The organism is Bradyrhizobium sp. SZCCHNS3052, from assembly GCF_032484495.1.
Classification (GTDB): Bacteria; Pseudomonadota; Alphaproteobacteria; order Rhizobiales; family Xanthobacteraceae; genus Bradyrhizobium.
The window spans coordinates 167,109-182,433 of record NZ_JAUETB010000002.1; the positions used below are offsets into that span (position 1 = coordinate 167,109).

Here is a 15,325-nt window from a genome sequence, read left to right on the forward strand (position 1 = left end):
ATGTCAGGTCAGGCTATGCGATGCGGCCTTCGCCCTGCCGATCCGTTCGGCAACGTTTACCGTGGACACGGAACCCGTCTGGGCCGCACGGAGGGCCGCATCGATCTTCGACTTCACGCGCCGCGCTGCGAGCGCAGCGAGTCTGGTCTGGGTGCGTCCGGTCTTGATCTGATCGCCAAACTCGTACCGCCATTCCCAAATGTCCGGTTCAGCAGTCGCCACGACGGTATATTGAACACCTCGGTGGATCACGGAACCCCCCCTGTCAACACTTCCACTCAAAGTCAATGTCTAACCAATCTACAATCAATCCGGGCAAATACGGGACTGGAACAATTGCCAGCTCCGCGGTGGTTAGAGGGTTAACACCACCATGCCGACAATGTTCCGCAGGTGCCCGGCTTCCGTGCACACTTTTCCGGTGCGGATATCGGCCGTGCACAATCGGCGGAAATCGCGGGGCAGCCTGAAGACGCAGACGGGGGCTGCGTTCAAGGGCCCGAAATCTGCCAGAAGGGCGGACGACGCGTGTGGCGGATTCGAGTTCCGATCGATGGCCGGCAGGAGATATCAAGGCACGACATGCCGGAGTCGATGTTAGTCCGCCATCCCGAGACGAGGTCCATCTTGCTTGCCGATGATCAAGAACTGGCGAAGACAGATAGCGTGGCAGCCGGTAACGGCAACGGAGGTCGTGACCTCCGGGTCGACGCGTTCCGGGGGCTCGCCCTTTGGTTCATCTTCATCGATCATGTTCCGGACAATTCGCTGGCGTGGCTGACGCTGCGCAACTACGGCTTCAGCGACACCTCCGAGGTGTTCGTCTTCGTCTCCGGCTACACCTGCATGCTCGCCTATGGCGGAGCGCTGCCGAAGCAGGGCTGGGCGACCACGGTGGTGCGGGCGCTGCGGCGCGCCTGGGAGATCTATGCGGCGTTCCTGGTGCTGCTGCTCGCCTATGCGGCGCTGGTCTGGGTGATCGGCGGCGGCACGCGCTTCGTCGACGAGACCAACACCGGCTTCTTCTTTCGCGAGCCCGGGCCCACGCTGGTGCATGTGGCGCTGCTGCAATTCGCGCCCGTCAACACCGACATCCTGCTGACGTTCGCAATCCTGCACATCTGCTTTCCCGTCATCCTGTGGCTGATGATCACCAGCGCGACGTTAACGCTGGTGCTTTCATTCCTGCTCTACATGATGGTTCAGCTGTTCAGCTGGCAGGTGCCGGCGTGGCCGAGCGGCGAACTGTATTTCAATCCGTTCGCCTGGCAGTTCCTGTTCGTGATCGGCGCCTGGTACGGCTGTGCCGGCACCACGCGCCTGCGTCCGCTCCTCGACTCGCGAGCGCTGTTGATCGTGGCGATCACCTATCTCGCGTTCAGCCTGTTGATGGCGCTCAGCTGGGAGTTCAAGAGTCTCGAGAACCTGATCCCGTCGGCCATCAACGGCCTGATCTATCCGATCTACAAGAGCCACCTGGCGCCGGTGCGGCTCTTGCACTTCCTGGCGCTTGCCTTCGTGGTGTCGCGGCTGGCGCCGCGGGACTGGAAGGGGCCGATTCGTCCGCTGATGACGGCCATGATCAGGTGCGGCGAGAACTCGCTCCCGATCTATTGCCAGGGTGTGCTGCTGGCCTTCCTCGGCCAGGTCATTCTGACCGACGTGGCGAGCGGGTTGGCGATGCAGCTGCTGATCAGTGTCGCCGGGATCGCGATCATGACCATCGCGGCCACGCTGCTGACATGGGAATCACAGCTCGACCGGCGCGGGCCGCGGCTGTTCTGACCACCGCTCCTCAACGCCGGCGTGCGACGGTGACCCCGAGCAGGAAGGCGACGAACAGGCTCGCGAGCGGCGCCTCGCGGGTGATCGCGCTGATGGTCGACAGGGCGGTCCCCGGCCGCCGCGCGGCCCTTGCCGCTTCGCTCAGTCGGTCGACGGCCGCTCCCAGCGTGCCCACCACCTCGCCGAGTGTGTGTGACATGTCCGTCGCGGTGTCGAGCGCGCGTTCGGCAACGCCCGGCTGTGGAGGTGTTTCGAACGTTTCGCTGTTCACTGTCGTTGCCTTCTTGCCGCGGCTCGTCGGATTGGCACCCCCGTGCCGACGCGATTCGGCCGAGGGCGAATGTAATGCTCCTGAAAATGCCGGCTGATGCGATTGGTTCCCATGGACCGAGACGTCGCTGGCGAAGCATGCGGTGCAAAATCGCGCTACGCTGGGCGACCGGCCGTCGATGAAAGGATTCCGTCTTGGCTTCTCCAGACCTTACAGCGCCACATCGCATCGCCGTCCTTGGTGCGCCGATCGATCTCGGCGCGTCGGTCCGCGGTACGCTGATGGGGCCTGCTGCGCTGCGCACCGCAGGTCTCGTCACCGTGCTGGAAAGTCTCGGGCTCGACGTCACCGACTACGGCGATGTCGGCATCGCCGACATCACGGAGCAGGTTGACGAGCCGCCGATGAAGGCCAAGCACTATCGCCAGATCCAGCGCTGGTCGCTGGTGCTGGCGCGTCGCAGTCAAGAGCTGGCGCAGACCGGCGCCATCCCGGTGTTTCTCGGCGGCGACCATTCGCTGTCGATGGGGTCTGTGAACGGGATCGCGCGCCATTGCCACGAGATCGGGCGGGAGCTGTTCGTGCTCTGGCTCGACGCACATGCCGACTACAACACGCCTGAAACCACCATCACGGCGAACATGCACGGCATGTCCGCCGCGTTCTTGTGCGGCGAGCCGGGTCTCGATGGTCTGCTCGGCGACGAGGCACGCACGTCCATCACCCCAGATCAGTTGGAGCTGTTCGGCATCCGCTCGATCGACAGAGCGGAAAAGGAACTGCTGCGTCTCCGGCGTATCAGCATCGCCGACATGCGCGCCATCGACGAATTCGGCGTCGGCGTGCTGATGCGCCGGATCCTCGACAAGGTTCGTGCGCGGAACGGCGTCCTGCATGTGAGCTTCGATGTCGACTTCCTCGACCCCGAGGTCGCCCCCGGCGTCGGCACGACCGTACCGGGCGGCGCGACCTATCGCGAGGCGCATCTCATCATGGAGATGCTGCACGATTCCGGCCTGGTCCGTTCGGTCGACATCGTCGAGCTCAACCCGTTCCTCGACGAGCGCGGCAAGACCGCGCGCGTCGCCGTCGAACTGGTCGCCAGCCTGTTCGGTCAGCAGATCACGGACCGGCCGACGCCGAGCAATGCGATCGTTCCGGATCAATAGAGCGGATGCCTCCTCACTCGACCTCGGTGAGCCCGAGGCATCCGCAATCTCGGGCTCAGTAGCGTGCGTCGTACATCTTCGACTCGACGAAGCCGAGCAGATCGTTCGGCGCAGGCCCTGTGGCGAGCCCGTTCTGATAGGCAACGCCGGCTACCGCGGCGCCGATATAGGCAGACACCTCGCGGATGCGCGGCAGCGCCGGGTAAAGGCTGCCCTGCTCGAGATCGGCGCCGGTGACGCAGTTCGCCAGGGTATGCGCGGCGGCCATGAACATCTCGTCGGTCACCAGCCGCGCGCCGCTGGCGATGGCACCCAGGCCGACGCCGGGAAAGATGTAGGAGTTGTTGCCCTGGCGCGGCACGAAGGTCTTGCCGTCGAGCTTGACCGGATCGTAGGGGCTGCCGCAGGCGAACAGCGCGCGGCCCTGGGTATAGCGATAGGCCGACTCCGCGGAGCATTCCGCCTTCGAGGTCGGGTTGGAGAGCGCGAAGATGATGGGTCGCTCGTTCAGTTCGGCCATGGCCTGCAGCACTTCTGGCGTGAAGGCGCCGCCGACGGCCGCCACGCCGATGATCGCGGTCGGCTTCAGCGTCCTGATCGCGGTCAGGAAGTCTGCGATCGGCGCCTGGTCGTGCGCATAGCGCAGCTTGTGGCCGTGCAGGTTCTCTCGCCCCTTGATGACGAGGCCGCGCGAGTCCGTCAGCCAGTTGCGCCGCAGCGCCTCTGCTTCGGACAGGCCCTCGGCCATCATGGCGGAGACGACGAGATCCGCGATGCCGGTGGCCGCCTCGCCGGCCCCGAGGAACAGCACCGTCTGGTCGCGGAGCTTGCCGCCGGTGATGCGCAGCGCCGAAAACAGGCCGGCAAGCGCCACCGCCGCCGTGCCCTGGATGTCGTCGTTGAAGACGCAGGCGTCGTCGCGATATTTGTGCAGCAGCTTGAATGCGGCGTGGTTGGCGAAGTCCTCGAACTGGATCAGCACGCCCGGGAAGGCGGCGCGGGCCGCGGTCATGAACTCGTCGACGAACGTGTCGTAAGCTTCGCCCGTAAGGCGCTTCTGGCGCAGCCCAATGTAGTAGGGGTCGGCCAGAAGCTCTTCGTTGTTGGTGCCGACATCGAGCATGACGGGCAGGCACTCTTCCGGATGGATGCCGGCGCAGGCCGAGTACAGCGACAGCTTGCCGACCGGAATGCCCATGCCGTTGGCGCCGAGATCGCCGAGCCCGAGAATGCGCTCACCGTCGGTGACGACGATCAGCTTGGCGCGATATGGCCAGTTGGCGAGGATCTCCGCGATCCGGCCGCGGTCGTTGGCCGAGATGAACAGGCCGCGCGGACGCTGGAAGATCAGACCGTATTTCTGGCAGGCGAGGCCGACGGTCGGCGTGTAGATCAGCGGCTGGATCTCGTCGATGTTGTCGCAGACCACCCGGAAGAACAGCGCTTCGTTGCGGTCATGCAGTGCGTTCAGTGCGACGTACTTCTCGAGGTCGCTGGACAGGCTGCGAAGATTGACCAGGATCCGCTCGGCCTGGGCCTCCATCGACATGACCCCGGCGGGCAGGAAGCCGCGCAGGCCGAGCGCATCGCGCTCCTGCTCGGTAAAGCCGGTGCCCTTGTTGAGCAGCGGATCGCGCAGCAGCGCGAGTCCGCGCGGAGAATAGGGGGGTAGCGTCGATGCGCTCATGCGTTGCGGCTGGGTCAAGGCAGTCTCCGAGGTCCTTTGTTCGAGCACCGCCATACCGGAGCGCGCCCGGCGTTGATCGGCATCAATCGCGGCGGGATGGCGGGAACGGGACTGTTAACACAGTTTACGTTCCGCATTGCACCAATGACGTTGTGCAACTGCGTTGCAGCCCACGCAAAGGAAAATGCGATGGCCGCTAGGCGCGGCCCGTGACGAATGACCAAAGCAGCGCCAGCACGGCGATGGCCATGATACCTGTCCCCATCCACCCCAGGGCGATCAGCCAGGTCCGTCCGCGGAAGCGGCCCATCAGCCTGGGATTGGACACGATCACCATCATCATCGCCATGATCGGCACAGCGGCGATGCCGTTGAGCACGGCGCTCCACACCAGCATATGGATCGGGTCGATGCCGGTGAAGCCGAGCCCGAAGCCGATGATCGTGGCGGCAGCGATGATGCTGTAGAAGCCGACCGCCTCGTCCGGCTTGGCCTCCAGGGTCGCGTGCCAGCCGAAGATCTCGGCGACGGCGTATGCCGCCGAGCCCGCCAGCACCGGGATCGCCAGCATGCCGGTCCCGATGATGCCGAGCGCGAACAACAGGAAGGTGAAGTCGCCCGCGAGCGGGCGTAGGGCTTCGGCCGCCTGCGTCGCCGAGTCGATCCTGGTGATGCCATGCGCGTGCAGCACCGTGGCGGTCGTCACGATGATGAAGAACGCGATCGCGTTCGAGAAGATCATGCCGATCGTGGTGTCGATCCTGATCCGTCGGAGGTCGGGGTGGTCCTTCTTCGACAGCTCGCGCAAGGGACGGTCGACCTTGCCCTGGTTCATCTCCTCGACCTCCTGCGAGGCCTGCCAGAAGAACAGGTAGGGGCTGATGGTGGTGCCGAGCACAGCCACCACCGTCAGCAGATAGTTGGCCTCCGTCGAGAAGCTGGGCCAAACCGCCGCGAGCAGCGCCGTGCTCCAGGGCACTTTGACCATCAAGGCGGTCGCGACGTAGGCGAACAGGCTGAGGGTCAGCACCTTGATGAAGGGTGCGTAGCGGCGGTAGGGCAGGAATACTTGGAGCAGCGTCGAGCCGGCGGCGAAGATCAGCGCGTGCTCATGATTGAGACCGCCGATCACCAGCGACAGCGACTCCGCCATCGCCGCAATGTCGGCTGCGATGTTGAAGGTGTTGGCGCCGACCAGGAGCGCGACGAGGCCGAAGACGATGCCGCGTGGCGCAAGCGCGGTGATGTTGGCCGCCAGCCCTTTGCCGGTGACACGGCCAATGCGCGCGCTCACCAGCTGGATCGCGATCATGAAAGGCGCTGTCAGAAAGACCGTCCACAACAGCCCGTAGCCGAACTGCGCGCCGGCCTGGGAGTACGTCGCTATTCCCGACGGATCGTCGTCGGCGGCACCGGTCACGAGACCTGGACCCAACAGCCGGAATACGCTCCAGAGCGACCGTTTCGGCTTGTTCGGTTCAGATCCGATGGTCGTGGTCATGGCAGCGCTCCCCCGGCGGTGTATGTCTCTCGAAGTCGCACGACCCCTTTTTGTTCCCGGCTCCGGAACCGGAGGAGATTACCAGCGTTCCAGATCACGTCGGATTTCGACCAGGGGGAGCGCGTGCCGGACCAGCGACAAACAGGGCACGATCAGGAGCTCGGCATGGCCGAGCGCGAGAGGCTTTTTTCCGGAGGCAGTGAGCTGGCCGGACTGATGTTGCGGTTCGATTGGGAGAGCACCTCGATCGGACCGCCGGCGCGTTGGCCGCAGAGCCTGAAGACGGCCGTCAGGATCATGTTGACATCCCAACAGCCGATCTGGATCGGTTGGGGCAGGGAGCTGATCTATCTCTACAACGATGCTTACAAGACCATCATCGGCGGCAAACATCCGTGGGCTCTCGGCCGACCGATCTCTGCAGTCTGGCACGAGATCTGGGAGGACATCGGTCCGTTGCTGGCCAAGGCCGGCGGCGGTGATCAGGGCACCTATGTCGAGGCGCAACTCCTGATCATGGAGCGCAACGGCTTTCCCGAGGAGACGTACTACACATTTTCCTACAGTCCCATTCCGGACGACGATGGATCACCCGGAGGAATCTTCTGCGCGAACACCGATGACACTCAGCGCGTGATCAGCGAGCGCCAGCTCTCGTTGCTGCGCGAACTGGCAAATGCCGGGGCCGGGGCCCGCAGCATCGATCAGGCCTGCGCAAGCTGCGCGGACGCCTTGGCGCGGGAGTCGCGCGACCTGCCGTTCGCAATGATCTACATGACCGACCCGGACGGCGAGGCGGCGCGACTGGAGGCCCTGACCGGCATCGACCGCGATCATCCTGCCGTTCAGCCGAGGCTGAGAATTCAGCCGGAGGGAACGTGGCCTCTGGCTGAAGCGCTGAAGCTGCAGGATGCGGTGCTGGTTCGTGACCTTCCGCGGCGGTTCGGCCTCAGTTTTCCGACCGGCGGATGGCGTCAGCCGCCACAGCACGCCGTTGTGCTTCCGCTGCCCGCGTCGGGGGAAGCCGGACGGGGCGGATTCCTCATCGCAGGTCTCAATCCGTTCCGTCTCTACGACGAGAGCTATGCCCGCTTCCTGAACCTCGTCGCGGGGCAGATTGCAGCGGCCGTCAGCAATGGCGGGGCCTATCAGGCAGAGCGCCGTCGGGCGGAAGCGCTGGCCGAAATCGACCGCGCCAAGACGACGTTCTTTTCCAACATCAGCCACGAGTTTCGCACGCCGCTGACGCTGATGTTGAGCCCGCTGGAAGACCTGCTCGGCCGCGACGAGGCCCAACTCACCTCCGACGCGCGATCCGTCCTCAGCCTGATCCACCGCAACGGCATTCGCCTGTTGAAGCTCGTGAACACTCTGCTCGACTTTTCGCGCATCGAGGCCGGCCGCATGACCGCGCACTTCGAGCCGATCGATCTTGCGGTTTTCACGGCCGAGCTCGTGTCCAACTTCCGCTCGGCGACGGATCCTGCCGGCCTGCGCCTCACCATCGACCCAACGCCCCTGTCCGAGCCGGTGTATGTCGACCGCGACATGTGGGAGAAGATCGTTCTCAATCTGGTGTCGAATGCGTTCAAGTTCACCTTCGAAGGTGAAATCGCGGTGTCGATCGGCTTGTCCACTGACGGCAATCATGCCGAGCTCAGGGTTCGCGACACCGGCACCGGCATCCCGCCCAGTGAACTGCCGCACCTGTTCGAACGGTTCCGTCGCATCGAAGGCGCGCGCGGCCGATCCTTCGAGGGCAGCGGCATCGGTCTCGCTCTCGTGCAGGAGCTGGTGAGGCTTCATGGAGGGGAGATCGCTGTAGACAGCGAGCTCGGTCGCGGCTCGGTTTTCACCGTGCGAATTCCGCTAGGCTCGGCGCATCTGCCAGCGGGCCAGATCGGACCTTCCCGTGTCCTGGCCGTTACCAACGTCCGTGCCGAAGCCTACATCGAGGAGGCGCTCGGGTGGTTGAACGGCGGTGTGCCGTTCGAGCTTCCTCACCCGTCATCATCCGACGACCTGGGAGTTCGCTCCGCGACGGCATCGGCCCGTGATCGCGTGGTGCTCGCGGACGACAATCCTGATATGCGCGACTACGTCCGCCGTCTGCTCGGCGAGGATTATGACGTGGAGGCGGTCAGCGATGGCATGGCGGCCCTGGAGGCCGTCCGACAGCGCCGCCCCGATCTCGTGCTGACCGACGTCATGATGCCGGGGCTCGACGGCTTCGGCCTGCTGAAAGCGCTGCGTAGCGATGCGCAGCTTCGCGACATTCCTGTGGTCATGCTGTCGGCGCGCGCCGGAGAGGAGGCCAAGGTCGAGGGGCTTGATGCCGGGGCGAGCGACTATCTCACCAAGCCGTTCAGCGCGCGCGAGCTGCTGGCGCGGGTGCGCGCCAATATCGATCTGTCGCGGGTGCGGCACGAGGCCGAGATCGCGCTGCGTGAGCTGAACGAGCGTCTGGAAACGCAGGTCTCCGAGCGTACCGCGGAGCTGCAGGCCAAGGAGGCGCGGCTGCGGACGATCTTCGAGGCGAGCTACACGTTCCAAGCGCTGCTCTCGTCCGATGGGACGCTTCTGGACGCCAATGCGACCTCGCTCGAAGCGATCGCTGCGCCGCTGCACGAGGTCGCAGGGCTGCCATTCTGGGAGACGCCGTGGTTTGCGGGTACGCCCGGCATGCCCGAGGTGATCAGATCCCTGGTCGACGCCGTCGCTCGCGGCGACGGGGCGCGCCAGGAGCTGCAGCTCGAACTGCCGGTCGGCGGCTCGCGCTGGTTCGACTTCCAGATGCGGCCGGTGCGGGACGAGACCGGACAGGTGGCCGCCATCGTGCCCGAGGCGGTCGAGCTGACCGAACGGCGCACGGCGGAGGAGGCATTCCGCCAGGCCCAGAAGATGGAGGCGATCGGCCAGCTCACCGGCGGCGTCGCGCACGACTTCAACAATCTGCTGACCGTGATCCGGTCGTCGGCCGACCTGTTGCGCCGGCGCCAGCTGTCCCCGGAGCGCATGCGGCGCTACGTGGATGCGATCTCGGACACGGCGGATCGCGCCGCCAAGCTCACCGGACAGTTGCTCGCTTTCGCGCGGCGGACGCCGATGGAGCGCCGCGTCTTCGATGCCGCGGGGCATATCGAGCGGATCGAAGAGATGCTGCAGACCGTCCTCGGAGCGCCGGCCGTGATCGAACTCGACCTCGCATTGCGGCCGCTTCCGGTCGACGTCGACATCAATCAGTTCGAGACGGCGCTCGTGAACCTCGTCGCCAATGCGCGTGATGCGATGGAGGGGCAGGGCGTCCTGACCATTCGCGGCGAGATCGTCCGAGAGGACGGTCAGTCCGGGCAGTCGTCGTTCGTCTCCATCGCCGTCAGCGACACCGGATCCGGCATTCCTCCGGATCAGATCGACCGGATCTTCGAGCCGTTTTTCACCACCAAGGGCGTTGGGCGCGGCACCGGCCTCGGCCTGTCTCAGGTCTACGGCTTCGTTCATCAGTCCGGCGGACGGGTGCTGGTCGACAGTGAGCTCGGCAAGGGCACGAAGCTGACATTGTTGCTCCCGCTGACGCACAAGCCGCTGGGACCGCGCGAGCGGAGCGAGCAGGGTCCCGAACAGCTCGCCGCGCGCTGGAATGTGCTGGTCGTCGAGGACAATCCGGAAATCGGCGAGTTCTCCACGCAGTTGCTCGAGGATCTCGGCTACCGAACGGTGCTCGCGCGCAGCGGAACGGATGCGCTGCGGATGATCGACGAGGATCCCGAGAGCTTCGATCTCGTGCTCAGCGACGTCGTGATGCCCGGCATGGACGGGGTGACGCTCGGCCAGGAAATCCGCCGGCGGCTGCCGATGATCCCGATCGTGCTCAACAGCGGCTACAGCCATGTCCTCGCCGACGGCGACCGCCACGGATTCAGCCTGATCCAGAAGCCTTACTCGGTCGACGAGCTGTCGCGCGTGCTGCGGCAGGTCATGGCCGCGCGAGCCGCAGGCGCGAAGCCGGCGTCGTCGGCATGAGAACCGCGGCAGCTTTCCCCTGACCATGGTGGGCCTCGCGCGATCCGCACTTGAAGGATCGCGCCGGACCGGCGTATTTTCGGTCACCGGGGGAAGTCTCATGGCAGACGAGAAATGGCGGCTGCGTGGCGGTCGGGCGCAGCGGCGGATATTCGCTCTTGTCTCGGGCGCGGCGCTGGTGACGAGCGGCGGCGCCCTTGCCAAGGACGATGAGGCGGACGCGCCGGCGCCGGGCCTTGCCAACGTCTACATCGATTTCCGCACGAACTACGCCTATGTGCCCGGCGGAGCATTGTCGACGGGCCTTGGCGACACCTCCCTGTTCGGAACTCTGTCGCAGCTCGCGACCTTGCGCAAGCTGCTCGACCGTCCAGCCTTGCCAGGACGGCCGCAACTGTCGGCTCCGACCAACCAGGGCCTTGGCGTCGACGTTCCGCTCACGGTCGATCTCGGCGACGCGTTGTCGCTCTACGCGGGCTTCACCGGCAGCACGTCGTACAACGGCCTGTCCGGCTGGTCCGACGTGGCGGTCACGAGCTGGTTCCTCGGCTTCCAGGCCGATGTCTATCAGCAGAACGGCGGCGCGCTTCCGACGCTCACCTTGCAGTCGACGCTGACCCGGTCGGTGCCGGACGCGCCGTTGGCGACGACCTCGTTCAACACCGTCATCGAAGCCAAATACGCGCTCGATCCGGATGAGATGAAAGGCTGGCTCGCCGGCGTTCAATATACCCATGTCGAGGTCGACTCAGTGCTAGCGCATGTCGGCAGCACGACGGCGGGCTATGTCGGCGGCTTCTATCAGTGGGAGAACAACTGGAAGGTCTCCGCGCGCGTCGGCCTCCAGTCGTTCGGCGGTGCGCAGCTGCTTGCTGTCACGCCGATCGCGCCCTACACGCAGCCGCTGGTCAGGCTGGATCTCGACCGCATGGACGATGACGACAACCGGCTGTTCGGCATCACCGCGCAGATCGCCTGGGCGCCGAAGCCGGTCTACCAGCTGACGGTGAGAACGCCGCTCTACGCGATCAAGAACTGACGGGTTGATCGAAGCTTCGCGCCGGCTCGTGTCAGCGCATGCTCACGAACTTGCCCCAGAGGGCGGCCAGCAACGCGCCCGTCATCATGTAGTGCGGCTTGTCGCAGAACAGGCTGCCATATTGACAGACATCGGCGCCGACCGCTCCGAGCTGGTGCTGGCTCGCCACATAGAACAGGGCGGACAAGCCGGCGAGCACGACCGCAACGACATACATCGGAAGATCTCCTCCGCCGGCCGCGCCCGACGGGCTGAAGTTGCGTTGCCGGCCGGCGCAACTATCTGCGCTTGACACGTCGGGCAAATCAGGCGCATTTTGCCATCGTCGAAGAAATCATAGAGCCCGCGCCGCGAACTCGGCAGCGGGCTTTTTGTTCGCTCGGACCGGATTTGGAGCGGCGGTTATCGAAATCGCAAGGCCTGACTGCTGCATTTCGATCAAATTTGACACGTCGGGCAAATCACCGGCATAGTGTTATTATCGAATTTTCCGAAAATTTGATGCCGGGTTGTCCGCGGGCATTTGACGTGAGCAGCGCAGGCCGGCATCGGCTGTCGACCATGATCGCCGGCAATTCATCGCCGCGCCGGCGCGAAGACAACTTCGAACATCCGGTTACTCGCTGGCCCGCGCGAACGGGCCGGCGCGTGGGCGTGGCGACCGTCGCTCCGCCCGCAGCGGTCCCTTGCTTGAGCCGAGGGATAGGGTTCGCGCCTGAAACGATCGCGCGTTCGGCTGCGATCTGCCGCACTTTTCCTTCGCCCAGGAGAGAGAGGAAGATGACCGCCTATCTCATCGCGCTCGCCCTGATCGGCCTGGTGATGATCGCAGCCGCCGATGCGATCTCGTGACGATCACCAACCTCGCATTCACCATCCATGATACCGGACTTGACCATGTCGAAGACGATCACCGAACTGAGAGCCGATTTCCAGCACCTGCGGCGCTGGCGCAAGAGCGTGGAGCAGGCTCAGAGCTATACGTTCAAGGCCGTCATCACGGTCATCGCGACCGGTCTGATCGGTGCGATCTGGCTCGGCATCAAAGTCGTGCTCGGAAGGTGATGCCGTGCCAGCCAGGATCTCACGGCGAGGCCGCCGCTTCCGCATCAGGGAGGTCGACGCTTGCGAGCCTGACGTCCTCGACACCTTGAAGGAGCTCCATGCGCGCACATTCCTCGATTGCGCGCCTCTGCCCGATTTCGAGAGCGGACAATGGTGGATATCGACCGAGCTCGGACGGCCCGTCGCCTTTGCCGGAATGGTGCCGTCATCCCTCGGCAAAGGCATAGCCTATCTTTCGAGGGTTGGTGTTCTCCAAGAGCGCTGTGGTTACGGCCTGCAGCGGCGGCTGATGCGTGCGATCGAACTGCGCGCGCGTCGCTCGGGCCTGGATTGCATCGTTTCGGAGACGACCTGCAACATCGTCTCCGCGAACAATTTCATTCGGTGCGGATATGTGTTGTTCCAACCGGGCCGGCCCTGGGCCTGGGGGAACTCGCTCTATTGGCGCAAGATGATCGGCCGGTGAGCTGTCGACCGACGCCTCATGCAGATTGCATTGCGCTGCAGCAGAATTAAGCCGGTCCGACAGCTCCGACCCGCGCCTTTTTTTGCGGCTGTCGTTGAGCTAACCATGCGTTGTCGGACGTTGGAGACAAGCCGCGCCCGGCAGTTAACGGAAGATCGCTTCAGACGATCAAAGCAGCGGGAAGGACTCTGGGATGCCGGCCGAGGTCACCCTGCCAGAGCGTGCGCCACGGCCGCCTGACGCGCCAACCGCGCTGGCGGGTCTGCTGGTGATCGACTTCACGCGCGTTGTCGCAGGGCCGGCGTGCACACAGACGCTGGCCGATTTCGGCGCCGAGGTGATCAAGATCGAGCAGCCGCTCACGGGAGACGATACCCGCGCATACGAGCACGCCGAGCTCGGCGGAGAGAGCGCGGCGTTCCTCAGCCTCAATCGGAACAAGCGCGGCATGGTGTTGGATCTCACGATACCGCAGGCCAGAGACGTCGCTCGTGCGCTGATCGCCAAGGCCGACATCGTCGTGGAGAATTTCTCGTCGTCCGTCATGGAGAGGTTCGGGCTGGACTATCAAACGCTGTCCAGCACCAATCCCGGGCTGATCTATTGCTCGATCTCGGCCTACGGACGCTCAGGTCCATTCGCGTGGCGATCAGGGTTCGATCCAATCACCCAGGCGGAAAGCGGGTTCATGTCCCTCAACGGTTTCGCCGACGGTCCGCCGGTGCGGACCGGTCCTCCGATCGTTGATCTGGCCACCGGCATGTCCGCCTGCAATGCCATCCTGCTGGCACTTGCCGCCCGGCAGCGGCTCGGTCGCGGGCAGCACGTCGAAGTGGCGCTGTTCGACATCGCCTTGGCGATGACGGGCTTCTCCGGAATGGCGTATTTGATGAGCGGCGTGAACCCCACGCGAACGGGCAATTCGCCGAACGACTCTCCGACGGTCGGCGTCTTTGAAGCGTCAGATGGCCCGCTCTACATCGCATGTGCCAACGATCGACTCTACCGCCGGTTGGCAACGGAGGTACTTGGTCGTCCGGATCTCCTGAGCGATCCTCGCTTTGCCACGCGAAGAGCGAGATGGGTCAACCGTGCGCAACTGCGCGGCCTCATCGCCGACATCCTTGCCGCGGAACGGATGGATGTCTGGATATCTCGGATGAACCAGGCTGGAGTTCCGGTTGGACACGTTCGAACGGTCGAGCAGGCGTTCAACGCGGCCGAGGTCCGGATGCGCGACCGCACCTGTCGTATTCCGCACCCGACGGCAGGCTCGATACCCAACGTCGAGCCGGCAATCACCATGAAGCTCACACCGACCGTCGAGCCCACGGCGGCGCCGCGGCTGGGAGAGCATACGGCCGCAATTCTGCGCGACAGGCTTCGGTACACCGAGCAGGAGATCGAAGCCCTGCGTCAGGTAGGGGCGTTCGGACGCAACGATCCGGGAGCCTAAGGCATCGTCACTGGTGCCGGACACGGAAGAAGAGCGGCAGCGTCCTCAGCAGCCATCAGCCGGCTTTGGCCATCTCATCGTCTTCCGGTGAGTTCAGATACATGCCCGACATGGTGTCGACCCAGCACAGATGATCATGCACCTTCTTGACGCCAGAGATGTTCTCGGTGGCAACGATCGCCGCCTGCCGCGACCGCTCTTCGGTAATGACGCCGCTCAGATGAACGATACCGTCCTTGACGATGACGGACAATCCGAACGGGCACCAGTCGTTCTTCTCGAGGGCGTCGATCACGCGGTTGCGGATGTGATCGTCGTCGGCCGTTGGATCTGGAACCTGCCGCCCGAGCGCGGCAACCGCTTGCAGCAGGTTCGCCCGTGACACGATGCCGATCACCCGGTCTCCCTTGACCACGGGCAACCGCTTCACGTGGTTCTTTTCCATCAGTTCCACGATCTCAGCCAGCGCGGCGTCTTCGGTGATCGTCAAGGGAGACTTGGTCATCACCTCTGACACTTTGCGACCATGCTCGTGGACGAAGTCGGCGGCCGACTTTCCGGGCCCGAGAATGAATCGCAGCCAGCGGCCGCGCTTTCGCCCAGTGCCGATCTCCGTTCGGCGAATGAAATCGCCTTCCGAGACGACGCCCACCAGCTTCCCGCCGGGGTCGACCACTGGAAGGCCGCTGACGTGCCGTTGAAGCATGATATTTGCCGCATCCACGATGGAAGTGTCAGGGGTGACAGTGATGACGGGACGGGTCATGATCTGATGGGCGCGCATGGCGAACTCCAATGTCAAAAGCTAAGAAAAAGTAACCCGCTGCGACGGTCTTGAATTGACGCAGGTCAAAGGAGATGCC

The 15,325-nt window shown here is 64.5% G+C and carries 13 protein-coding genes; 8 read left to right on the plus strand and 5 right to left on the minus strand.

Annotated elements, in window-relative coordinates; genetic code table 11:
* Positions 1–594 precede the first annotated feature (594 nt).
* Positions 595–1,785 (plus strand): OpgC domain-containing protein, encoded by a 1,191-nt coding sequence (locus QX073_RS09035; protein ID WP_409998681.1) that lies wholly within the window; start codon positions 595–597, stop codon positions 1,783–1,785.
* 10 nt (positions 1,786–1,795) lie between these two features.
* Here QX073_RS09035 and QX073_RS09040 read toward each other — a convergent pair whose 3' ends face one another.
* Complete coding sequence (locus QX073_RS09040) at positions 1,796–2,056, minus strand: hypothetical protein (protein ID WP_315712969.1); 261 nt, start codon at positions 2,054–2,056, stop codon at positions 1,796–1,798.
* A 194-nt stretch (positions 2,057–2,250) separates the two neighbouring features.
* On the opposite strand from QX073_RS09040, the gene rocF reads away from it, so the two are divergent.
* Positions 2,251–3,225 carry an arginase gene (gene rocF, locus QX073_RS09045; protein ID WP_316192893.1) on the plus strand — a complete coding sequence of 325 codons (975 nt, stop codon included), beginning with the start codon at positions 2,251–2,253 and terminating at the stop codon, positions 3,223–3,225.
* A 55-nt stretch (positions 3,226–3,280) separates the two neighbouring features.
* On the opposite strand, the gene QX073_RS09050 is transcribed toward rocF, so the two are convergent.
* The gene (locus QX073_RS09050) at positions 3,281–4,912 is read right to left on the minus strand and encodes an NAD-dependent malic enzyme (protein ID WP_316192948.1); all 1,632 of its coding nucleotides are present in this window, start codon (positions 4,910–4,912) and stop codon (positions 3,281–3,283) included.
* A 196-nt stretch (positions 4,913–5,108) separates the two neighbouring features.
* Positions 5,109–6,413, minus strand: coding sequence for a divalent metal cation transporter (locus tag QX073_RS09055; RefSeq protein WP_316192894.1), 1,305 nt, complete (start codon positions 6,411–6,413; stop codon positions 5,109–5,111).
* A 165-nt stretch (positions 6,414–6,578) separates the two neighbouring features.
* Here QX073_RS09055 and QX073_RS09060 point away from each other — a divergent pair, with 165 nt between their 5' ends.
* Complete coding sequence (locus tag QX073_RS09060) at positions 6,579–10,436, plus strand: ATP-binding protein (protein WP_315825133.1); 3,858 nt, start codon at positions 6,579–6,581, stop codon at positions 10,434–10,436.
* Positions 10,437–10,536: 100 nt separating this feature from the next.
* On the plus strand, positions 10,537–11,475 hold the full coding sequence (locus tag QX073_RS09065) for a hypothetical protein (RefSeq protein WP_315753499.1): 939 nt from the start codon (positions 10,537–10,539) through the stop codon (positions 11,473–11,475).
* A 31-nt stretch (positions 11,476–11,506) separates the two neighbouring features.
* Here QX073_RS09065 and QX073_RS09070 read toward each other — a convergent pair whose 3' ends face one another.
* Positions 11,507–11,692, minus strand: a complete 186-nt coding sequence (locus tag QX073_RS09070; RefSeq protein WP_315753501.1) for a hypothetical protein — start codon at positions 11,690–11,692, stop codon at positions 11,507–11,509.
* Between the two features lie 71 nt (positions 11,693–11,763).
* On the opposite strand from QX073_RS09070, the gene QX073_RS09075 reads away from it, so the two are divergent.
* From QX073_RS09075 to QX073_RS09090, 4 genes are all read left to right on the plus strand, one after another.
* Positions 11,764–12,327 carry a hypothetical protein gene (locus tag QX073_RS09075; RefSeq protein ID WP_316186991.1) on the plus strand — a complete coding sequence of 188 codons (564 nt, stop codon included), beginning with the start codon at positions 11,764–11,766 and terminating at the stop codon, positions 12,325–12,327.
* A gap of 45 nt (positions 12,328–12,372) precedes the next feature.
* Positions 12,373–12,540 (plus strand): hypothetical protein, encoded by a 168-nt coding sequence (locus QX073_RS09080; RefSeq protein ID WP_315753630.1) that lies wholly within the window; start codon positions 12,373–12,375, stop codon positions 12,538–12,540.
* Between the two features lie 4 nt (positions 12,541–12,544).
* The gene (locus QX073_RS09085) at positions 12,545–13,006 is read left to right on the plus strand and encodes a GNAT family N-acetyltransferase (protein WP_316225640.1); all 462 of its coding nucleotides are present in this window, start codon (positions 12,545–12,547) and stop codon (positions 13,004–13,006) included.
* A gap of 193 nt (positions 13,007–13,199) precedes the next feature.
* Positions 13,200–14,462, plus strand: coding sequence for a CoA transferase (locus QX073_RS09090; RefSeq protein ID WP_315712958.1), 1,263 nt, complete (start codon positions 13,200–13,202; stop codon positions 14,460–14,462).
* Between the two features lie 55 nt (positions 14,463–14,517).
* Here the strand turns inward: QX073_RS09090 and QX073_RS09095 are convergent, their stop codons facing one another.
* A complete protein-coding gene (locus QX073_RS09095; RefSeq protein WP_315753506.1) occupies positions 14,518–15,246 on the minus strand; it encodes a CBS domain-containing protein in 729 nt (242 codons plus the stop codon).
* Positions 15,247–15,325: the final 79 nt, after the last annotated feature.